Origin of the sequence: Moorena sp. SIO3I8, assembly GCF_010692325.1 — a bacterium.
Lineage (GTDB): Bacteria > Cyanobacteriota > Cyanobacteriia > Cyanobacteriales > Coleofasciculaceae > Moorena.
The window spans coordinates 59,930-80,203 of sequence record NZ_JAAHHW010000011.1; the positions used below are offsets into that span (position 1 = coordinate 59,930).

The following is a 20,274-nucleotide window of genomic DNA, read 5'->3' on the forward strand; positions in this document are numbered from 1 at the left end:
GAACATTAACTGTTTCACCGAAAGCGAAGCTTTTCAAGTAGTGCGTAAGCTGACTGCTGATAGCACCTCAAGTAGCGTGCGCGTAGCGCATAAGCTTACGGTTAGTTAAACTCTAGCGCCACAGTTTGGAAAAGACTGAGCTCAGTTTTTGAGTGAATCCCAAGCTCTGGGATTCACTAGCTTCTTCAACCCCCGGTTCATCCTCTGGTGAATTGCCAGGGGAAATATAGCCGGCAGGAACCACCAGCAACGTAATCCCGTGTCGGCCCAGCACAGTCACTTGGTCATCAGGCACAAGGGTAACTTGGGAATCATGATCACATAACCGGGCGGGCCAGTATGTGGCTTTAAATTTGACTCGCCCAGGCTTGGTAGGGGTAATGGTACTTTCTACCTTGCCAAGGCCTGGTTGTGGAAATAGGATGGAATCAGGAGCCTGTACTTTAATCATTTGTGTGTTCACCTCGTTTGACTGATTATGTTATTCTGTTCAGCCTGCTTGGTACAAAACGTTTTAACCAGGGAAAATCTGGCAACGTAGGCTGAATGTGAAATTTTTTTGCCTTAAGTGGCGATTAACCCGTGCCATAGATCGGTTTTCAGTCAAGAGAGCATCGGTATTATCCAGTGTTCTAGGTATTTTTAGCGTCAACAGAGAATTCCGATCTTCCTGAAAATTAGCCTTAAATTCGGCAACGGAAACGTTTATTGGTTACAGATTAGATACACTTCCCAGCATCCAAGGAATGACACAAGGAACCATTCTTCCTCAGGAGAGTAAACACTTCAGGATTAGAGAAGTTAGAGAATTATAAATTTGTTAAAATCCACATCCTTTAAAAGTTTGGTAAGTGCACTACTGTATCCAGGTACTGTCCTTAAAACCCTGGAGTAGGACAAATGCGTTCACTGATACACCCTGAAACGATTGAATAACGCTTTCAACCTAAACATGACCTAGAGTGATTATTTAAGGCTTAACCTAGATACAAGACCGCAGACGCAACTGACAAGCTGTAGATACATTGGAGAATCAGTAGATGTATTATGTATTCTTATTCTACATGTGTAGCGAAGAATCTGCCACCCTAGGGTAAAAGATTTTCATAATACAACAGACAATTGCTACGATAGGCAACTTCCTCCAGGAATAATACCAGATTTTCTTGAAAATTGTCACTTATCTGTTGGAGGCGGGAAACAATCTGAAAAATTTCCAATCTCCAAGTGTACTATAAGTTTACATCTTTGACAGGAAATTGGTATAACAATACACAATTGATCATTTTCCCCTGACATCAAAACTATTAAATTATGCAAACTGTTAGTTTAATTCGTGCTGATTCCTATAATAGACAACTCTTACGAGCTTCCTTGGAAAGGCTGCTAGAACCTTTGGGAGGGATGAGTGCTTTTGTTAAGAAAGGTAATTCGGTTCTGCTGAAACCTAATTTACTTACTGCTGGTCGTCCTGGTAAAGAATGTATCACTCGCCCTGAAATTGTTTACTGCGTGGCTCAACTAGTCAAAGAAGCTGGGGGTAAACCCTTTTTCGGAGATAGCCCAGCCTTTGGGAGTGCTAGGGGTGTGGCTAAGGCGAACGGCTATCTGCCAATGATGGCAGAACTTGATATCCCTATTGTTGAATTCCACGGCAAGGGTTATGAAACTGCTAGCGAAACCTTTAATCATCTGCGTTTGTCTAAAGAGGCCATGAATGCGGATGTGGTGATTAACCTACCGAAGGTAAAATCCCACATGCAGTTGACCCTGACCATGGGGGTTAAAAATTTATTCGGCTGTGTTCCCGGAAAAATGAAAGCCTGGTGGCATATGGAAGCGGGTAAGGATGAGACGCGCTTTGGGGAAATGCTGGTGGAAACAGCACGGGCGATTAATCCGCAGTTGACTATCATTGATGGCATTATTGGTCAGGAAGGGAATGGTCCGATTGGTGGTGAACCGAGACATTTGGGGATCTTGGGAGCATCAGAGGATGTCTTTGCTCTCGACCGATCAATAGTGGAAATTCTCAATGTTGAGCCAGCTCTGGTTCCTACCCTAGCAGCTCAAAAACGGCTAGGGTTGTTGCCAGACTTAGCAGAGATTGACTTTCCTTACCATCGACCTGTAGAAATCCAAGTGAGGGATTGGAAACTACCTGATACTATGACACCGATTGATTTTGGTATGCCTCGAGTAATTAGGTCTACCTTTAAGCATTTATATATTCGGCTTATCAAAGAGCCCATTAATGCTTATGGTAAAAGCTAGACAGTCATAGGTATTTGGTAAAATTTGCTACAACACTATCCTAGATTAACCAAGTAACCTAGAGTTACCCTCCGATTGCTTAACCATCCCGCCCTATTGCTAGCGGCGGTTTTTTATTGATTAGTAATCAGTCATTGGTGAATACCAGAAAACTTGTTACTGACCACAAAGCACTGATCACTAATTACTAATTACTAAGCTGGTGATTGGTGAATACCAGAAAACTTGTTACTGGCCACAAAGCACTAATCACTAATTACTAATCACTAATTACTAATCACTAAGCTGGTGATTGGTGAATACCAGAAAACTTGTTACTGGCCACAAAGCACTAATCACTAATCACTAATCACTAAGTAGTCATTGGTAACTACCACAACACATAGTCCAACTTTGTATAATTAAGTACTGTCTAGCTGGACTATTGGTCAAGTCCAGCAAACAGTGATAGACTTTCTGCTTACTTATAAGAGACCGAAGGTGGCATTTAAAAAGTCAAACAGCCTGATGCGTCTAGGTTTGAGGAAGTTGCGATTAGCCCGAAGGGCGTTGGCTAGCGAACGCAGCCATGTATACTTTGACCACTCAGCTATCAGCCATCAACAGTTACCCTCGGACGTTATGGCCACTTGGGAAGATCCAGTAGGGGATTTCCGCTTTGGTTACAATAATGACTATCTCTCGTTTATCTAAATTGGTGAGGACTCTGGCTACCTCACCTTTAATTGTGAATACATCAGTACTTTCCCCTGGATGCAAAGTTATCAAAAGGTGTTAGGCAAATATCTGCCTTTTGAGCAGGTATTTGCAGCATTGAAGACAGCAGCAAAGAAGGGGATGAATGCTTTCTCGTTGCCGGATACTGACCCAATCAAAGCTAAACTTCGGCTTCTTTGTAAAGAAGCACTGACTGACCAGGGCATGGGGGTGATTTCTATAGGTATCTAGGAGAGTTTCCGTCCGCCAAAACCAGAGCCTCCAAAATATGATCCCATTTGCTTGGAAGCAGCACCCATTAACATAGAAGTGTCAAAACTTGGTAAACTGAAACCTTTGGACAGCCATGTCAGAGCTTACACTCTCTAAAACTATAGTGTCAATGCCAGTGGCAGCACCACCTACTCAGGCTGAGCTCCCTTGTGATGATGATATACCAATGGAAACCGCACGGCACAAAGCCCAAATGGATCTGCTCATTTATACCCTATCGCCTTGGCTAGATAATAGGTCGGATGGCTATGTCGGTGGTAATATGTTTGTTTACTACAGCGTTGCCCAACTCAAAAATAAGGACTATAAAGGACCAGATTTCTTTGTTGCTCTAGATGTACCCAAGGGAGAGCGTCGAAGCTGGGTGATTTGGGAGGAGGAAAAGGCTCCTGACGTGATTATCGAACTTTTGTCGGCAAGCACTGCTGAGCGTGACAAAAACGAGAAAAAACAGATTTATCAAAATCAGATGCGTGTGCCAGAGTATTTCTGGTTTGATCCGTTTAATCCAGATGATTGGGCTGGATTTCATCTCCAAAATAGAGTTTACCAACCGATAGAACCTAATGAGCAAAACCAACTGGTATCTCAGGCATTAGGTTTGAGCTTGGTGCGTTGGCATGGTGAGTATAACGGCATCGAAGCAACTTGGTTACGCTGGGCAAATTTGGATGGGGAGTTACTGCCCACTTCTGAGGAAAAAGCTGAGCAAGAACAACAAAGAGCCGATCAAGAACAACAAAGAGCCGATCAAGAACAACAAAGAGCTGAACAAGAACGGCAAAGAGCCGATCAAGAACAACAAAGAGCCGATCAAGAACAACAAAAAGCCGAGCAAGAACGACAAAGAGCTGATCAAGAACAACAAAGAGCTGATCAAGCGGAGTCTCAGTTGCAGCAGGTGGCGCAGAACTTGTTAGAGCAAGGGATGACGGTGGAGCAGGTGGCGAATTTAACAGGTCTGTCTGAATCTCAGGTGGCAGAATTTGGTAACTAAAAGGAGGGTTTTTCTGGTTTTCTTTTCCCTTGGTGGGTGGGCGCACGCCCTGCGCCCCTAAGGTGGTACTTTGATTGACCTGAGGGTCCAATTATCTCCTCTTTGTGCGATTGGCCGTAGGCCACGCTACGCGATCGCATGACTTAATTGAGTACAAATGTACCAAATAAGAGAAAATTAAGAGAAAATTAAGAGAAAATCCGATCAGTGTTGGCAATCGAGATATGCGATGCTAAGCATTGAGCCGCGACGGGAACGCATTTACACTCCTGTCTATTGTGTTGGAATCGATAACCAAGATCCAAATTAACGCTGACGGCTGATAGCTGATATCACCTCAAGTAGCGTGCGTGGCACAGGCTTTGGCCTTGGCCTTTGGGCCACGCGGGGCGCGTTTGGCCACGCTGTGCGAACGACGCGCTTGAGGTAGCGCATTAGCTGACGGCTGAATGCTCACCATCGTGAGACAATAGACCATTAGTTAAGCAAATGACTTCAGTGACACCTCAACCTGCCAAACATAAAAAAGCGAGAGCCTTAAAACCAAGTAGCCGACGCCCTGCCAAGGAACTGTGTAGCGAGTGTGGACTTTGTGATACATACTATATCCATTATGTCAAGGAAGCTTGTGCATTCTTAAACCAGCAAATAGCTGACTTGGAAACAAAAGCCCATGGACGTAGCCGCAATCTAGATCATCCAGACGATTGGTACTTTGGTGTTAACCAGAAGATGATCACGGCTAAGAAGATTAACCCCATAGAAGGGGCGCAGTGGACAGGAATTGTCAGTACCATTGCCATGGAAATGCTCAAGCAGGGTAAAGTTGAAGGTGTAGTCTGTGTCCAAAACACTAAAGAAGACCGCTTTCAGCCAATGCCGATCATTGCTCGTACCCCAGAGGAGGTGTTAGCAGCACGGGTGAATAAGCCTACCTTGTCTCCTAACCTCTCTGTGTTAGAGCAAGTGGAACAATCAGGGATGAAGCGATTATTAGTAATTGGTGTTGGCTGCCAAATCCAAGCATTGCGATCAGTGCAAAACGAACTCGGTTTAGAAAAACTCTATGTTTTAGGTACGCCCTGTGTCGATAATGTCAACCGTGAGGGGTTGCAAAAATTTCTAGAAACCACCAGCCGTTCACCAGAAACAGTGGTACATTACGAGTTTATGCAGGATTTCCGGATTCACTTTAAACATGAGGATGGCTCGATTGAGAAAGTACCGTTCTTTGGCTTAAAGACTAATCAACTCAAAGATGTGTTTGCCTCCTCTTGCATGAGTTGTTTTGACTATGTAAACTCCCTAGCGGATTTAGTGGTAGGTTACATGGGAGCTCCCTTTGGTTGGCAGTGGATTCTGGTTCGTAATGACATTGGGCAAGAATTGTTGGATTTGGTGCAAGACCAGTTGGAAACTCAACCAGTCATGTCAAAAGGCGATCGCAAACAGGCAGTGCAACAGAGTATTCCTGCCTATGACAAGGGAGTTACGTTACCGATGTGGGCAGCAAAAATGATGGGAGTGGTGATTGAAAAAATAGGTCCGAAAGGATTGGAGTATGCTCGTTTTTCTATTGACTCCCACTTCACCCGCAACTATTTATATCTAAAGCGCAATCATCCAGAAAAGTTAGAGGCACATGTGCCAGAGTATGCCAAGCGGATTGTAGAACAGTACAAGTTGCCAGACTAAAAACTGAGGGATTGCTCCGGTTCGGTAGAGTAAGCGATCGCGTGCCTTCCAACTCAGCTACGAGAGAAATTCTAGGTAATGGGTAATGGGTAATGGCGATGCTGATCAGCAAGCGATCGCAAAGGCTTGAGCTGAAATAACAACAATAGCAGCACTAACTCAATCCCCAATGATCAATGACCAAGCTGACGGCTAAATGCTTAGGAAAAGTCAGCAATTACTGTTCATTGGACAGGAGATCAGGGAACTGTATAAATGTAGACCTAAAGATTGGTCAGTTTAACCCTGAAGATCTGGCGGTGGGGGTAACTATTTTCTCCATAGGGTTAATCAAAAAAGTCTTGATTGCTGACACAGCTGCTGTTTATGCTACTCCAGTCTTTAATGCTGCTGCTTCAGGAGAATTGCTCACCTTTTATGATGCTTGGAGTGGTGCCTTATTTTACACGTTCCAACTTTACTTCGATTTTTCCGGCTACTCTGAGATGGCTATCGGTGCAGCACGGATGTTTGGTATTAAGCTACCACTGAACTTTAACTCTCCTTACAAAGCAGTAAACATCAGCGACTTTTGGCGTAGGTGGCATATTACCCTTTCTAACTTTCTGCGGGATTATCTCTATATTCCTCTCGGTGGTAATCGTAAAGGCGAATTGCGACGCAATCTCAATTTAATAATTACCATGCTGCTATAGATTTGGCATTAGCTGTAGTCAGATACATAAAGAGACGTCCATAAGTTGTCTTAATGGAGCTACAACTTTTCCACTTGGTATTGATTACATCTTGACTCGTTCTCGTTCCTGGCTCAAACCTGGAGATTTAGTTCTTCTTCCTCTGGAATATGAGCATTATATACATGATGGAAAACCTAGTAATCTCTTTACTGATTATGTGTTGAGTCGGGATCCGGAATATTTACTATCACTGAATTTAATTGATCAAGTTCGTTTTATCAGTGCAATATCCTTGAAGCGTGTGCAACAGGGAATAGTAGCTAAATTTAAAACCCTTCAGTCCAGGAATTCAGCTTATCAGTCTCCAACTATTAATGAGTATGGAGATGAAACAGCTAATCGAAAAGCTGATATGACCCAAAAAGAAATCAAAACTATTGCCAAAATTACTTCAAACAAGAAGATATCTGAATCTATAACTTCAAGTCAGGGAATGAGTAGCATCATCAAATTTATAAATTGGTGCAAAAATCAGAAGATTAAGGTTATAGCAACTTGGCCAAATAGAATCTAATTTGATGTTTATCAAGAACCTAGACAGCAATATTTTTTTCAAAGTATAGAATTTATCAAATTTAGAGAGTTTTTATTCTTGGTAAACCAGAAGATTTTATGTACAGTAAATCTATGTTTTATAATTCGATTTAGCACCTTCATGATTTAGGAAAAAATCAGAGAAATCAAGAGCTTATAAATTTAAGAAAACCCTATTTACAATCAAGTGAAACTAAGCGAAAATGCTCCTGTAGTCTAATATCTGTAGAGTTCAGAATTCAGAATTACGAATTGAGCTGGAATATTCCTGAACTCTGAACTCTGAATTCTGAATTAAGACCCCATTAATGAGTCTTTGGAGTCTCTTGGTGATGCCCCTATTTCTTCAGTCAATTGAGAGAGTTTAGTCGTTTCTGATTTAGGAATAATCACCGACTCTATACTCTCCCCCTCATCCAGTCGTTTAGCCACTTCTAGAATTGTATCTGCGATCACTACCGGAATCCTTACTGCTTTCGTTTGACCCAGATTCCACTTCGGCTTGCGACCACTATTTTCTCGATAACCACCACGGGGCATAACTTTACCTCACCTCTGAATCTGAAATAGTACGTTTTCCTTATATTCTACAATCTTCGGTTACTTCAATAGCTAGAGCTTGTAACACTTAACTAGTTAGTGATTTTTAGACAAAACCTGGTAATTGTAATTTTTTTTGCTATTCCGTACTTTTTATGATCAAATAACCCTATAAATTTCAGCCAATGAGGTGTCCTAACTGGAAACTACCAAAATTTATGAAGTCGCTTTAACTGATATCTTGCACCATTTTTAGTAGCCCTAGGCTAGAAAGAAACTTGAGTCCACTTAGGTAGGTGGACTTGGTTTGTCTAGCCAAAGGCTTTCGCCTAAGAGCCGACATTTCAGACTTGACGAATGGTGTATATATCGATTCCCAATAATTAGCCTAAAATAAACTGGATTTGTTAGCTAGATTAAGGGGATATCATAGTCTGTTATTCTTTCCTGTTCTGTAGCTGATATCCCGATCTCCCCATGACCTGATCTGATCACCTGATCACTTTTGTTGCCAGACTTTTAGCCAATTAGTTAGTGCTTGGGGCATTTCTGGATCTAGGGGTCGTTTCATAGCAGTAACAAAATCTTCATCTGGGTCACCTAATCTTCTGAAGCTGTGATCCAATCCAGGAAAAATATGAGTTGTCACATTCCTATTTCCAGCATCGATAAGTGCTTGCTGCATTTCTTGAGCTTCTTCTGGAGGTGTATTGTGATCCAAGGCACCGTGTAAAATTAGTACTGGGCATTTGACCTTGTCCACAAATAAATAGGGAGGATTGTCAAAATGCTCTTGAGCCGCCGGTAGGTAAGAATTAAAAGACCAATCTTCATCTCCGATGCGAAAGAACTCTTCACCCCTTTTTGCGCTAGCAATAATTTCATCAAACTGTTTGTATGTCCAATAAATTAATGGCATGTTTTTCTTGAAATTTTTGATAGTTGTACTATCTAATTTTTCAAAGGCTTCGGCTTGCCATTTGATTATCCCTTCTAGGTTGTTATAAATGCCACCTTGCCAAACAAAAAAATTAATGTCTGGGTCAGACGCTGCTAAAATTAAAGCAATTACAGCCCCTTCACTTTGACCAAGAACTCCGATTCTACTGCTGTCAATCTCAGGAATACTCCGCATCCATTCCAATGCCATCCGAGCATCATCTACCAAGTCAAATAGTCGAGTAGTATTAAAATTTCCTTCGCTTTGACCACATCCTCGCTTATCGTATCTAAATGTGGCTATCCCGATTTCCTCCAGAATTCTAGCTTCATCCCGGAACAGGTTTCGCTCTGGTAATGGTTTAGGAAACCAATCGGTTTTTGAATTATCTATATTTCCTTCTCTTGTCTGAGGAAAAGACCCTCCAATGAATAGGCAAGCGGAGGGCTTTTCCACACCTTCTGGTAGGGTAAGTGTTCCATAAATCTTTGCACCCTTGGATTCAAAGAATTCTTGTCTTTCCATTTTTAAAAAATCCTGATCATTCTAATTATCATTATTGGTAGCAGGAATAAATTAAATTGGTATTAGTCATTTACCGCTCTAATGGGAACTTGAACTTCACTGCGCTTTAGGGGTTCCGGAACAAAGGGAGAATCATAGAAAAAGCGACGGGGTTTACCAACGACGGTATACTCCGAGTGTTGGGCTAACCATTCCTTCAACTGCTCAATACTTTGTTGGTAGCTGATATAACTATAGCTACCTTTCATCCCAAGGCTGACTACTGTCATCGGTGGTATGTCTTCTACCTGAATATTCTTTTCAATCTGCTCAGGAGTGATATTACGGCGGTGGTATAGAAATGATACATAGGCAACACCAAGCTGAGCAAGGGAATCTCCCTGACTACTTTCCAGGGTACTGATCGGATAACGAGTTTCGACCGGAGCAGTCATGGAAATATCGTTAGAGCTAATATGACGGTACAGGGAGCCAAAAGCACGATTAGCTGCCTCAGACAGCTCCCCAGAGTAGGGTACTGTGGCAGCGCGATAGGCAGGGTAGTGTTTGATTTCGATTTTGCCAGCTGGGGTAGGAGGTGGAAACCCTTCTGGTAGGGGAGCAGAGGCAGCACTGAACACTCTCCATCCCAGTAAGACAATTGCCAGTAAGCCTACAGGCAAGAGAAATTTGGATAGCTTCATCAGGGAGCAAAATTAACTAACAGTGGAAGACTACGCCTTGTTTAGCAAGTTCAAGATCATTATAGTTATAAGAAGAAGGAAAAATTACGAATAACAAAAAGCGACTTGAGCATAAACCAACTAACTAACCGGACTTGATCAGCATTTCCAAATAGATAAGGAAACCAAATCCTGATTTCGGATAACACCAAAAAATCATCGGGTTGTCTTGATGCAGTCGCTTTTTTGATCAATACTAGTTTCACATCTCCTTTTAAAAGCCTATAACTAATGAATTACTGGTTGATGAAGTCGGAACCACAAGTCTATAGCATCACTGATCTGGAAAAAGAAGGTAAAACAATTTGGGATGGGGTTCGTAATTACCAAGCTCGAAACTTTCTGCGTGAAATGAAGGAGGTAGACTTGGCTTTTTTCTACCATTCCAATACTAAACCCCCTGGAATTGTGGGCTTAATGGAAATTATTAAAAGTGAAGTAGTTGACCCGACTCAATTTGACCAAACTAGCCGTTACTACGACCCCAAATCAAGTGTTGAATCTCCGCGCTGGCATACTGTGGTAGTGCAATTTGTCGAGGTTTTTACCGATTTGCTAGAGCTTTCAACCCTTAAACAGGAGTTTAGCGACCAAGAGCTATGGGTTACTAGACGTGGAAATCGACTCTCGGTGATGCCAGTTTCTCAGACAGTAGCTCAGAAAATTCTAGGCATCACTCAAGCCAAAAATCCAAGTCAAAGGTAATATTTCAGGCCGATTAATGAATGATAAACTTGTCACGAGCAGTAAAATGGCGAAGACGCCTAAGACTTTGGGGGTTATTAACCCTAGCACTTTTTTTGTGTGGCTGGCTGCTAATTAATACTCTGAGATTGCAGGCAGCAGCATCAGCACCTGTGGATACGTTCTTTGTCCTAGGGGGGAGTATTCGTCGAGAAATCCATGTTGCTGAATTAGTCAAACAGCACCCAGACAAGCGAATTCTGATTTCTCATGGATCCCCAGACCCCTGCATTTGGCTAATTTTTCAGCGGGAGATGGCATCTTCGGAACAGGTTTGGTTAGAAAAGTGTGCTAATTCTACCTTTGGTAACTTTTTCTTTAGCTTCTAGCAAAAGAAGCCCCACAACGAACATTCGCAGCATGAGTGTGGGATGAATTTTGCACAAGATATTTATGTAATAGGGAACAATTACGATTGAAGATCGTCTATAATAAAAGAAGTAGGGAAGACAAATTAAGAGCTAACCGCCACCTACTTACTAAAAATAGAACTTATTTATTGTTCCGGCGCGGAGGGGCATCCAGTGTCGTTAATAAAGCTTACCGAATATCCGTTCCCGTTAGGTGGAGTTGGTAAGAAGCCCACACTGTAATCTTTGATAAGCGTGTGGGAGTATGTCACTATCCCAATTTTCCGGCGTTGGGGTGTTCGTAGGGTTAAGTTAATTACCTCTTGCACCCATCTACCACGGGCTCAGTGGATGGCGCAAATTCTACTGGGAGCTCATGGGATTTGGGTAGACACAGATTTGGTGCCAGAGAAAGGTATTCCTGGTAATTCAGAATCCCCTCTCAAAACTGGGATAGACATTGCTCGCAGCTTGGTTTGGGCGCTGCTGTCTCAAGTCATTCAACCCCGATGCTCTGATCTAATCCAGCTCACGGATGTAGACATGAAGGCTTGGGGTGAGTCGGGTTTCAAGTGTGAGCGTCAGGGCGGAATTTCCTCAGGTGCGACCCGTGGCGAATTTATAGCAGAAGTCAGAAGTCAGAAGTCAGAAGTCAGAAGTCAAACTCTTGCGCTTACTTAGGTTTGAGACTTTTGTCATGTCCGCGCCTGCCCTGGCGACTGCTATAATTCTTAATGGGTCAAGCGCACCTAGGGAGATTTGATCTCTACTGTCATTGGTGCAAACCAAAAGCAACAATCCCCGTCTCTGAGCGAGCGGAGATTGTCAATTAACCCAAAGGTTCAACTGAGCCATTATTTGACTATGCGCTTCCAGGGAGCAAAGCCATTTTCAACACCCTTCAGACTAGCAGCTAAGCTGGGGTAATGTCGGAGCACAACACTTATGAAAGTGTTCTTTTCAATCCAGTCCAAACCGAATTGAGTATAGATTTCGGCAGTGTAATCCTTGGTAAAGAAGCGATCGCTTTTCAGTCGTCGGGATGCCATCAGAATGAATATCCGAAAGGCGGTATCGCTGAAACCAAATCCCTTGGGAGGATTTTCGGCAAACATACCTATCATTAGGTCTACACTATCGATATCATTGTTGTAAACCTCCCGCAATTCTTTCGCCCATTCTGGCTTCTCAGTGATTTCCTCGAAGGATTTAACTCGATCGCGACCAATTAGTTCCCGGAACTGGTTGTAGCGGGGAACCCCTCGCTCCCGGTCTCGCAGGATATCTACAGCAGCTAAGTCAAATACTTCACCGTTGTCCCTCACTAGCTGCTGCAATTTCTTTGGATAATTGTAAAGGGTGACAGCACCTGGGTGGCTGATTCCGAAGGTGTAGAATAAATCAGCTATATCTACCTGTTCTAGAATGGCACGTGAGCGCTTGCCAGACACTTCAAAAAAGTCTTTCGTCAGCAGCTCTTTACCGTCTTTAACTGAGTAAAACGGGAATTCATCGGGGATGAGGGGATGCATCCGATACACAGAAACGAATTCTTCGGTGAGGTAGTAGGGAGCACTGTGGTGGTCAATAGATGATCCGATAATGCCGCTGACTACTTCACTGTCCCCAATACGCCCAAAGCGATTTTTGAATTCCTCACCCAATATACCCCACCAATTCGTTCTCATGGCAACTTGCAAAGCGGGATGTGCCAGGATGCCCGGAGTCCATTCCACAGTATGAATTTTAGCTAGCAAGGCAGCATTAATCAGTCGAGCGTGGTCGAACAGGTCATCATCTGTCCAGTCAGGGTATTGTTTTTTCAGATGATCACAGATAGTGTTGTGCTCTTTGACGAACAGGATATGCAACATGCTTAGTCCTATCCACCAGTTATCGTCAAAGCCCACAATATCGATTCCGTTCTCTGGGTTGACAGGTAACAAACCGTCATCACCAATGATCATCTTACCATCGACATGGCTACGCACCTTATCAATAGTTTCCTGATTACTGCCATAGATTTGGGAAGCATCCCACCAGTGAGTTTCTTGGTTGATAAAGGTTGGGGGATTTTTGGTATCGTCTTCAGAACGAGTAGGGTCTTTTGGAGTTTTTTCGATTTCCAGAGGTCTATGCTCTTCGGGCCAGGGGTCATCCTGTTCCAGAGGAATCTCGATTTTCTCTTCGGAATCATTAAAGGTATGAGAAAACCAATCGTGAGTCTGGAATTGAATCCAAGCTGCAGCTGTTAGGTTTAAGGTCGAAGCTGGGACAAATTCATCCCGGGTCAATAACTTCCGACTGATCGTACGGGGGTTGGGATTGAGTAAATTCTTTTCGTCGGGGTATGCGTATTTCAGGGCTACATTGCGTCCAAAGCGGGTGCCAGCCATCCCCATTTTGGGATCATTGGGGTCATTAAATGAACCATCCGCTGTACGAATTTTAAGATGGCGACCATCAGGACTAGGAGTCGGTTCAGGGGGCTCCCCTTTTGTGGGTAATTGGGAGGTATCGTGCAGGTTTTCTTCCCGCATATTCTCGCGGAATTTATTTAATTTGAACAGGGCTAGAGGAGTAGGAAACTTATGCCAAGGTTTCTTTGTCATTGTGCTAATTCCTTTAGTTTTTATTACCGAGGTATTTAGTGTTTTAGGTTGGGAGTGTCAGGAATTCCGGTCAGAGCTTACTGCTCACTCCTAAGCTTAGGTGAATAGGACTGAGCATGATCTTAATTAATCCTTAATTCACCGTTGTCTAGCTCTTTCTATTTCTTAGTTTTTTATGTTGATCATAACTCATTAATTTATAAATTAAAGAGGATTGACTAATAAATCTAGTGTTGTATAATTTACAGGGATTGACAGTACCCATCTCGGGTACTCTTTGCTGATCACTCAACTGTCAATTAATTTCACAAGCCGTCAAGGGTTAACAAATTGGATATCCTTTTCTGGGAAGTAGGCTGGTAGAGGGTCTCGGGAGAGTACATTGGTTTTGGATGTCAGCTGCTGCTGGTCTAGGAGAATTGCGATCGCACTCTTACAAACAAACAGGATCAAATCCCTTCCGGGGCAAGTACGAGATCCTCTGAGAAACAAATTGGAGTAAGTCGAATTGTCCTGATCGCTCGGATCTAGCCACCGTTGAGGTACAAACGAATCGGTGGATGGGTCTAAAGACCGTTCCCGTTGCATGATTGGGAAAAAGTGTAGAATTTCCATGTCTGGCGGAATACGGGTGTTATTATAAGCGTCGCCAGCTGTTGTAATGTGAAAGGTTCTGGTCACTGGAGGGAACAAACGACCAGTTTCCAACAAACAAGCTTCTAAATAGCTGAGTTTAGCAATGGTTGAGGCTTTCTCTAACGAACCCGCTTCCTTGATTTCCTGTCGCACCCGTTCGAGCACTTCTGGTCTAGAGGTAATCAGAGTAAGGGTTCTCGCCAGCAAGTCAGTTCCTGAACCAGTAAAAGTAAACATCCAGTGGGGGATTTGTTGCAGGAGTTCCTCTTCAGTAGTGTAGGGCTTTATGCCATGAGCCATAGACAACAGGCATGGCTTTTCAGACGCTTCGCTGCCTTCCCAAAGCTGCTCAAGAGTTTCATAAAATTTTTCTAAACGCTTAGTTTCAAACCTTCCCAATAGAATCCGCTTGATCGGATTTCCCACCATTGAGAATAACACCTGTATATCCTTGATCAACCGCTCAGGAGCAACATTTTCTCCAAACACGATGCCAAGCATTGCCTGACCCATACATTCCCGGATATCCTCAATGTTGGACACTGGGTTTGAAAAAGCATGATTTACCTGTTCGAGGAAAGCCTGTTGGTACTGGTGCTGGCAACCTGTGCCAAGCACTCCCTCGTTATAAGGTCTCAGGCGCTGCCACTGTTGATCATGGCTGATAGTGAGGGCGTTGGGGGCAAGGAAAGACATACCATCCTTCTTGAGATTCCCTTCGATATAGCCTTGGCTGTCTGGTGGGTCTTGTAAAATCCGGTCTGATAAGTCACGCCCAGATACTAGCAAGACTTTCTTGAGAAGAAAGTTTAGAATGACATTTTTACTACCATAGCGTTTGATTACATCCTGAATCCAACCCCCTAATACTTTTTCAAGGTCGAAACCACGGGGGTTACGGATAAAGCCACTGGCTAGATTACCCAGAAGCCGTAACAAGTCGAGTACATTGGTAGAAGGGTAGGTGTTCATTATTCATTGCTCATTGTTTTGTTGACAAATCTTTCTTGAGGCTTTCTTTGAAACTTATCCATTGCTTCTATTTTCATGAAGGCTATCAGCTTAAGCCAGAATTTATAAATCCACTGCCTAATCAGAACTAGTGGCTCCTTTCTTGCATGTTTCTTACCACTTGGGTTACTAGATTTCGGGGCATAAATCTTATACTCAGGGCAAGCAACTGGTTTTTGAGACCAGGGACAACACCGGAATAACCCTGACAAATGTCCCAAATTTTTCCCTAAAATCCTCGGCCAGTTGAGATAGTTTCGACTCACTTCTGGCAACTAGTACTAACTTGTAGCCATCGCGAGCAAATAACTTAGTAAATTCATAACCAATGCCACTGGATGCACCAGTAATCAGAGCGGTTTTGGGACGATCCTTTACCTGATTTTTTAGATTCATTTGAGGTGTATTTTTACAAAAATTAACCCAGGAAATCTTGAAGAATTATTTCGATAGCCTTTCCAAAGGAATTGGAAACAAGGATTAGAGTTTTTTCATTACAAAAAATCCCTAGATACTTGATTAGCTCTAGCATGCATGCCTCTTGCCTCTTGCCTTTCCCTAAGGGATTATGTTCACAACTCAAATGGAAATGCTATGTAGGTTATAGTTATCCACTAGTAGTTGTAACTTAAATTACATTTTCAGCAGATCACCAGATCCTAGGGCAATGAAAAATCAAACCAATGAAGCACGCAGAGGGACTATAGTTGAGGTATAGCATACTTTTGAGAAATTTAGGGAGAATGGAGACCCTAGCTGAAGTAGGTGGTTCAGTTGCCAAAAATCTCTCTATTGCCTTGATAGTTATCCTCACAGGGAGCTTTTCCAAAACCGGATTGTTGTTAAAAAACTTAATAATTACCAAATATCAATGATCTTCAAGTCATAATGGAAAGTGTTGGAAATTAGAGTTTTTCGAGGAGAGACTTAAAAAGATCCAACTGGGGAGCAAGATTTTGTCAGGACTTACCCAAAATTGGCCAACAAACGCCCTTATACAAATTTGTGATAGTTCAATGACTCCTCCCCCACCCCAAAGCAAGGGGATTGGGTCAAAGGGGATAGTCACTGACAGTAATTTATTCCTAGCCTAGGGACAGCGCGTAGCAGAGAATCGGGGATCAGAACCAAATAAGCGTCACAAAATAGAAAGGAAAAAAGACAAATGACATCCTTATTGTTATTTACTCTCAATAGCAGCCTTAGAAAGTTTTCCTAAAAAAATATTCGGCCAGCATCTGGAATGCTAGGCATTGAGCTTGTAGCTTGCTTTATTCCGACAAAAGCCAAGATTCAACTAAATCAAATGGAAAAGGATATAATTTTTGAACCGTTGGAGTTCCGAAACTTGACCCTAAAGAATCGGATCTTTCGTTCTAATATCTCTGGTCGATTTGACAACTATGATGGTTCCGGTAACCAGGCACGAATCAATTGGGAAGAGAAATTTGCCCGAGGCGGCGTCGGTGCAATCGTCTCTTCCTTTACACCCGTCCAAATCCGAGGACGAATTTTACCTAACTATGCCACGATTGACCGGGATGATCGAATTCCTTTCTGGCGCAAGGTCGGGGAGAAAGTTCATGAATATGACTGTAAGTTTTTGATGCAACTGAGCCACTCTGGTCGTCAGCGGGATGTTGGTGGTGTGGAGAATTTGTATAATAAGGGTCTTAGTTCAACCAGTGAAACTGAGTCATTTCATGGGCTGGAGTGTCAGGCAATGACACGCAAGGAAATCAAGGAAATGATTCAGGCGTTCGCTGATGGTGCCAGACGAGCTCGTGAGGCAGGACTTGATGGGGTAGAACTGCACAGTGCCAATGGCTATCTGATTACCCAATTTCTGAGTTCAGGCATCAACGACCGCAAGGATGAGTATGGCGGTTCTCTGGAAAATCGAGCTCGTTTCTTACTGGAGATTATCCAGGCAATACGCAAAGAGGTAGGAAACGATTTTCACCTCCAGGCAAAAATCAGTGCAGTGGAATACAACGATGCTGTGATTCCTTGGGACAAGCCTGGGAATACCCTGGAAGACTCTATCCAAATCTGCAAGTGGGTGGAGGAAGCTGGAGCAGATGCCCTTCATGTACCAAATCCGCTTGACTGAGACTCTATTCAAAAAAATCAAAGTCCTTGCCTAGAGAGGATTTGATGATTTGTGTAACTACACTATGATAACCGGATTTGGGATCAATGGGTATTCCCTAGTTCCGTTGGTGTAACTTTTCTGTGTTGAGAGTCTTAACCCAAACTCATATTTATTGATCAATAATCCAATCACTCTGCGGCTCTATTCGTTTATCTCCATTCATCTGCTGCCGAAACTTAGATGTTTCTAGGTAAATATATTTTCTGGCTCTACTTTGGTTACCTAAAGGTCGGTGCTCGGCAATGCAATGCCACGGATTATAGGAGAGATTGCGAGCAAATGCGAGTTGAACTGGTGAATCGAATTTTTGAGCAGGGATACGCAGTGTTGCCACTTTGATGTAAGGAGACAGAGTTTCAGACCAGACCACTGAAGCATTTTCAATGGGCATCCGGTGAGGATCTGTTTGAAATTGCACCATGAAATCAAAACAGACCTCTCGTTCGTCCAATACCTTGACCATCGCTTCTCGGAGATAGTCATAGGACGGATTTTTAGGGATAGGGGTTTTCTCGTCAGTGCTGGGTTTAATGGAATATTGGACTGCTTTTCTTTCCCCATAGAGGTAAGGGACACAACTGAAATACCTCACTTCTAAAGGACTGGTATGGGCTTTGGCATAGAGCCCCTGCATGATTGCATCTAACAGATGAGAGTCAAAAGGATTCAGAAAATACCAGGCGGGGGTGTCGTTAAAAACCTGTCGTTGTAACTTGATATTTTCAATAATATTGGGGGTGGTAAAGGTAGGAGAACTGATCCCTGTGAAGTCTTGGGTCATCTTTTCATCATCAATAAGTTTTTCAGCTTCTACATCCATCAGTTTGATGCCAATGCTAAGAATGCCATTGTTGTATAAATCATGGGTTTCTAAAGGCCCAGGACCTGAAAACCGCACCCAAGCAGCATAGGTTCTGGTTTCTCGAAAGATGCCTACTCTTAACTCATCAGCTAAATCGGGAAGAACTTCAAAGGTTGCTTTAACAACTCCATAAGTTTTGGTATTGCCAGCTCGCTCAGCCACTTTTCCGGTGTAGTTTTTTTTCAAAAACTCAGTCATTTGCTGAGCAATCTCTCGGGTAATTTTTTCTTCATCCGGCAGGAGTTTTTCTTGAGCAATAGCCAGATGATCGTTTTTCCTACTTAGATTGATGATAAATTGGGTAACTGCTTGAATTTTTTTTTGAAACAAGCGGTCGAAGCTATCTCGAATAGCAGGATTCAATCGACGTGTGAAGTTAATTAATTTCACGGAAAGGGCGTTAACTATTTTTGGGATGCTCATGGCTCTCATCCTTCACAAAATCTGATTTTATGAATTAAGTTCTATTGCTTGGTCATTTTGAGCATTTACTCTGAAATCGATGCCAGATACCGGATAGCTTTGATGCCAGGTAATAAAAAGTAAGCGCCTCCCCGAACGACTACAAATTGCGGTAAATTTTTAATCCGTTTTCTAATCGGTTTTCCTGGAATTGTGAAAATATCGGTCTTTCCCATTTTTCCAGGGTGGCGATCGCCCACCAAAGGGTCTGTCTCCTCATAGAGACCGTTAAATTTTGGATTGTTGACCCAAGTATGCTGTATAAACTCAAACTGCCGATTGATATTGGCATTAATACAGATGAAATGGATGCCTCGCTCCCCTGGGTTGGGGTTATTGAGGATGGCTTCTGGATCAAACGATGGACTGATCGGTTCTCCATAGGTTCGACCCCGGCGGAGCAGCCGATGGGTTTTGTTGATGGCTATAGATCTCTCAGTGCCTGGAGCCGGGTCTAAGGAGTCTCGGGGGTTGGAGCGGCGGATATGGGCACCAAAGGGACACCGAAAACCCTGAGCATCTACATGGTGGTAAGCAAAATCATTCTTATCGATAACGTTCGGGTCATCTCGATCTGGGGACTGCACCAGGGAGGTACCGCTAGGCCAGCGACCAACCATTTTAGCGGCGAGTTTGAGACGCTCCTCAGGGTTACTGGAGCCGTCAGGATTTTGGGTGACTTCCTCTAGAAAACGCCAAAATTCCTCAACTTTTTGGCTCAGATGTCGGAAGACCAGGTAACTACCATTGCGACCCAGATCATGGAAGCCAAATTCACCAGACGGCAGAATATTGTGAGGATCGAGATCAGGTTTTACCCTGGGACTTTCTGTTAGCAAATTGTATTCATTGGTATAGCCTAGGATAAATTCTCCCGCTTTGATAGTATTATCGGGTGACCCGACCCGGTTAAGACCTTCAATAATAGGTTGACTAATCCCATCTTGAAAACCAAAGTGTTCTCGAAATCTCCCTGCTTCGTCTTTGAGGGTTAAAGTATCCAATTTCAGAATAAACTCAACCCCACCTTTGGGCAACTGATCGACCAGTGTGGTACAAAATTCATCCAATTGCTCATCATCAGTGGCATATAGGAGCAGGAGGATGTGCACTCTCGTCTGCTGCGGATTCGTTCCCCCCCAAACCCATAATTTCGGATCATTTTCACTGTCCTCATGATCGCCAAGAATACGACTGCGATTAGCTTCAGTCATGCCTTCCTTAAACTCTGTGGGGAAAGTGCTGAGGGTGCTTTGATGCAAACCTAAAGTGGTTAATCCTTCGTAAGTAAAGGCAATATTTAGGCAGAGATCGGAGGGGGGATCCTGGCTGGTTTGCACTCGATCTACCAAATTGCTCAGCCACTGTCTAGCTAGAGGGGCGTCCTGGATGTGTAGTAGGACATAGGCAGCAGCTTTGAGATTACCGCAGCCACTGGCGATAATGCTTTGAATATCCTGAAGTTCAAGGTGAGACATAGGGCTTCCT

General features: G+C 43.2%; 20 protein-coding genes. 11 read left to right on the forward strand and 9 right to left on the reverse strand.

Going from position 1 to position 20,274, the window contains the following annotated elements; translation table 11 throughout:
• Positions 1-112: 112 nt before the first annotated feature.
• A complete protein-coding gene (locus F6K51_RS06735; protein ID WP_293019074.1) occupies positions 113-451 on the reverse strand; it encodes an NfeD family protein in 339 nt (112 codons plus the stop codon).
• A gap of 863 nt (positions 452-1,314) precedes the next feature.
• Between F6K51_RS06735 and F6K51_RS06740 the strand changes: the two genes are divergently transcribed.
• The 7 genes from F6K51_RS06740 (at position 1,315) to F6K51_RS06770 (ending at position 7,207) form a co-directional block, all read left to right on the forward strand.
• Positions 1,315-2,274, forward strand: a complete 960-nt coding sequence (locus F6K51_RS06740) for a DUF362 domain-containing protein (RefSeq protein WP_075902836.1) — start codon at positions 1,315-1,317, stop codon at positions 2,272-2,274.
• 480 nt (positions 2,275-2,754) lie between these two features.
• Complete coding sequence (locus F6K51_RS06745) at positions 2,755-2,967, forward strand: hypothetical protein (protein WP_158069760.1); 213 nt, start codon at positions 2,755-2,757, stop codon at positions 2,965-2,967.
• A 60-nt stretch (positions 2,968-3,027) separates the two neighbouring features.
• On the forward strand, positions 3,028-3,222 hold the full coding sequence (locus F6K51_RS06750; protein ID WP_075902840.1) for a hypothetical protein: 195 nt from the start codon (positions 3,028-3,030) through the stop codon (positions 3,220-3,222).
• A 115-nt stretch (positions 3,223-3,337) separates the two neighbouring features.
• Positions 3,338-4,261 (forward strand): Uma2 family endonuclease, encoded by a 924-nt coding sequence (locus tag F6K51_RS06755; protein ID WP_075902842.1) that lies wholly within the window; start codon positions 3,338-3,340, stop codon positions 4,259-4,261.
• Positions 4,262-4,750: 489 nt separating this feature from the next.
• Positions 4,751-5,956 (forward strand): Coenzyme F420 hydrogenase/dehydrogenase, beta subunit C-terminal domain, encoded by a 1,206-nt coding sequence (locus F6K51_RS06760; RefSeq protein WP_070394912.1) that lies wholly within the window; start codon positions 4,751-4,753, stop codon positions 5,954-5,956.
• 176 nt (positions 5,957-6,132) lie between these two features.
• A complete protein-coding gene (locus F6K51_RS06765) occupies positions 6,133-6,651 on the forward strand; it encodes an MBOAT family O-acyltransferase (protein WP_293019076.1) in 519 nt (172 codons plus the stop codon).
• Positions 6,652-6,742: 91 nt separating this feature from the next.
• On the forward strand, positions 6,743-7,207 hold the full coding sequence (locus F6K51_RS06770; RefSeq protein ID WP_075902844.1) for a hypothetical protein: 465 nt from the start codon (positions 6,743-6,745) through the stop codon (positions 7,205-7,207).
• A gap of 314 nt (positions 7,208-7,521) precedes the next feature.
• Here the strand turns inward: F6K51_RS06770 and F6K51_RS06775 are convergent, their stop codons facing one another.
• The 3 genes from F6K51_RS06775 to F6K51_RS06785 all read right to left on the reverse strand — a co-directional run bounded on the left by F6K51_RS06775 (position 7,522) and on the right by F6K51_RS06785 (position 9,915).
• Entirely contained in the window at positions 7,522-7,767 is a 246-nt protein-coding gene (locus tag F6K51_RS06775; RefSeq protein WP_075902846.1) for a hypothetical protein, read from the reverse strand.
• A 499-nt stretch (positions 7,768-8,266) separates the two neighbouring features.
• Positions 8,267-9,232: an alpha/beta fold hydrolase gene (locus tag F6K51_RS06780; RefSeq protein WP_075902848.1), complete on the reverse strand. Its 966-nt coding sequence runs from the start codon at positions 9,230-9,232 to the stop codon at positions 8,267-8,269.
• Positions 9,233-9,294: 62 nt separating this feature from the next.
• Positions 9,295-9,915: a heme-binding protein gene (locus tag F6K51_RS06785; RefSeq protein ID WP_075902850.1), complete on the reverse strand. Its 621-nt coding sequence runs from the start codon at positions 9,913-9,915 to the stop codon at positions 9,295-9,297.
• A 270-nt stretch (positions 9,916-10,185) separates the two neighbouring features.
• On the opposite strand from F6K51_RS06785, the gene F6K51_RS06790 reads away from it, so the two are divergent.
• From F6K51_RS06790 to F6K51_RS06800, 3 genes are all read left to right on the forward strand, one after another.
• The gene (locus tag F6K51_RS06790) at positions 10,186-10,659 is read left to right on the forward strand and encodes an EVE domain-containing protein (protein WP_293019077.1); all 474 of its coding nucleotides are present in this window, start codon (positions 10,186-10,188) and stop codon (positions 10,657-10,659) included.
• Positions 10,660-10,688: 29 nt separating this feature from the next.
• Complete coding sequence (locus F6K51_RS06795) at positions 10,689-11,027, forward strand: hypothetical protein (protein WP_293019078.1); 339 nt, start codon at positions 10,689-10,691, stop codon at positions 11,025-11,027.
• Between the two features lie 267 nt (positions 11,028-11,294).
• The gene (locus F6K51_RS06800; RefSeq protein WP_293019080.1) at positions 11,295-11,729 is read left to right on the forward strand and encodes a hypothetical protein; all 435 of its coding nucleotides are present in this window, start codon (positions 11,295-11,297) and stop codon (positions 11,727-11,729) included.
• Between the two features lie 173 nt (positions 11,730-11,902).
• Here the strand turns inward: F6K51_RS06800 and F6K51_RS06805 are convergent, their stop codons facing one another.
• The 3 genes from F6K51_RS06805 to F6K51_RS06815 all read right to left on the reverse strand — a co-directional run bounded on the left by F6K51_RS06805 (position 11,903) and on the right by F6K51_RS06815 (position 15,703).
• The gene (locus F6K51_RS06805) at positions 11,903-13,660 is read right to left on the reverse strand and encodes a peroxidase family protein (protein ID WP_293019082.1); all 1,758 of its coding nucleotides are present in this window, start codon (positions 13,658-13,660) and stop codon (positions 11,903-11,905) included.
• A 315-nt stretch (positions 13,661-13,975) separates the two neighbouring features.
• Positions 13,976-15,268 (reverse strand): cytochrome P450, encoded by a 1,293-nt coding sequence (locus tag F6K51_RS06810; RefSeq protein WP_293019083.1) that lies wholly within the window; start codon positions 15,266-15,268, stop codon positions 13,976-13,978.
• A gap of 195 nt (positions 15,269-15,463) precedes the next feature.
• On the reverse strand, positions 15,464-15,703 hold the full coding sequence (locus F6K51_RS06815) for an SDR family NAD(P)-dependent oxidoreductase (protein WP_293019085.1): 240 nt from the start codon (positions 15,701-15,703) through the stop codon (positions 15,464-15,466).
• A 910-nt stretch (positions 15,704-16,613) separates the two neighbouring features.
• On the opposite strand from F6K51_RS06815, the gene F6K51_RS06820 reads away from it, so the two are divergent.
• A complete protein-coding gene (locus tag F6K51_RS06820) occupies positions 16,614-17,420 on the forward strand; it encodes an NADH:flavin oxidoreductase (RefSeq protein ID WP_293019086.1) in 807 nt (268 codons plus the stop codon).
• Between the two features lie 151 nt (positions 17,421-17,571).
• Here F6K51_RS06820 and F6K51_RS06825 read toward each other — a convergent pair whose 3' ends face one another.
• Entirely contained in the window at positions 17,572-18,747 is a 1,176-nt protein-coding gene (locus F6K51_RS06825) for a catalase family protein (protein WP_293019087.1), read from the reverse strand.
• Between the two features lie 65 nt (positions 18,748-18,812).
• Positions 18,813-20,264 carry a hypothetical protein gene (locus F6K51_RS06830; protein ID WP_293019088.1) on the reverse strand — a complete coding sequence of 484 codons (1,452 nt, stop codon included), beginning with the start codon at positions 20,262-20,264 and terminating at the stop codon, positions 18,813-18,815.
• Between the last annotated feature and the right edge of the window lie 10 nt (positions 20,265-20,274).

What these genes read in the sequence shown, in the direction of transcription:
- F6K51_RS06735 (WP_293019074.1), bottom strand. Translation starts at nt 451, where the DNA reads ATGATTAAAGTACAGGCTCCTGATTCCATCCTATTTCCACAACCAGGC.
- F6K51_RS06740 (WP_075902836.1), top strand. Translation starts at nt 1,315, where the DNA reads ATGCAAACTGTTAGTTTAATTCGTGCTGATTCCTATAATAGACAACTC.
- F6K51_RS06750 (WP_075902840.1), top strand. Translation starts at nt 3,028, where the DNA reads ATGCAAAGTTATCAAAAGGTGTTAGGCAAATATCTGCCTTTTGAGCAG.
- F6K51_RS06755 (WP_075902842.1), top strand. Translation starts at nt 3,338, where the DNA reads ATGTCAGAGCTTACACTCTCTAAAACTATAGTGTCAATGCCAGTGGCA.
- F6K51_RS06760 (WP_070394912.1), top strand. Translation starts at nt 4,751, where the DNA reads ATGACTTCAGTGACACCTCAACCTGCCAAACATAAAAAAGCGAGAGCC.
- F6K51_RS06765 (WP_293019076.1), top strand. Translation starts at nt 6,133, where the DNA reads ATGACCAAGCTGACGGCTAAATGCTTAGGAAAAGTCAGCAATTACTGT.
- F6K51_RS06775 (WP_075902846.1), bottom strand. Translation starts at nt 7,767, where the DNA reads ATGCCCCGTGGTGGTTATCGAGAAAATAGTGGTCGCAAGCCGAAGTGG.
- F6K51_RS06780 (WP_075902848.1), bottom strand. Translation starts at nt 9,232, where the DNA reads ATGGAAAGACAAGAATTCTTTGAATCCAAGGGTGCAAAGATTTATGGA.
- F6K51_RS06785 (WP_075902850.1), bottom strand. Translation starts at nt 9,915, where the DNA reads ATGAAGCTATCCAAATTTCTCTTGCCTGTAGGCTTACTGGCAATTGTC.
- F6K51_RS06790 (WP_293019077.1), top strand. Translation starts at nt 10,186, where the DNA reads ATGAATTACTGGTTGATGAAGTCGGAACCACAAGTCTATAGCATCACT.
- F6K51_RS06805 (WP_293019082.1), bottom strand. Translation starts at nt 13,660, where the DNA reads ATGACAAAGAAACCTTGGCATAAGTTTCCTACTCCTCTAGCCCTGTTC.
- F6K51_RS06810 (WP_293019083.1), bottom strand. Translation starts at nt 15,268, where the DNA reads ATGAACACCTACCCTTCTACCAATGTACTCGACTTGTTACGGCTTCTG.
- F6K51_RS06815 (WP_293019085.1), bottom strand. Translation starts at nt 15,703, where the DNA reads ATGAATCTAAAAAATCAGGTAAAGGATCGTCCCAAAACCGCTCTGATT.
- F6K51_RS06820 (WP_293019086.1), top strand. Translation starts at nt 16,614, where the DNA reads ATGGAAAAGGATATAATTTTTGAACCGTTGGAGTTCCGAAACTTGACC.
- F6K51_RS06825 (WP_293019087.1), bottom strand. Translation starts at nt 18,747, where the DNA reads ATGAGCATCCCAAAAATAGTTAACGCCCTTTCCGTGAAATTAATTAAC.
- F6K51_RS06830 (WP_293019088.1), bottom strand. Translation starts at nt 20,264, where the DNA reads ATGTCTCACCTTGAACTTCAGGATATTCAAAGCATTATCGCCAGTGGC.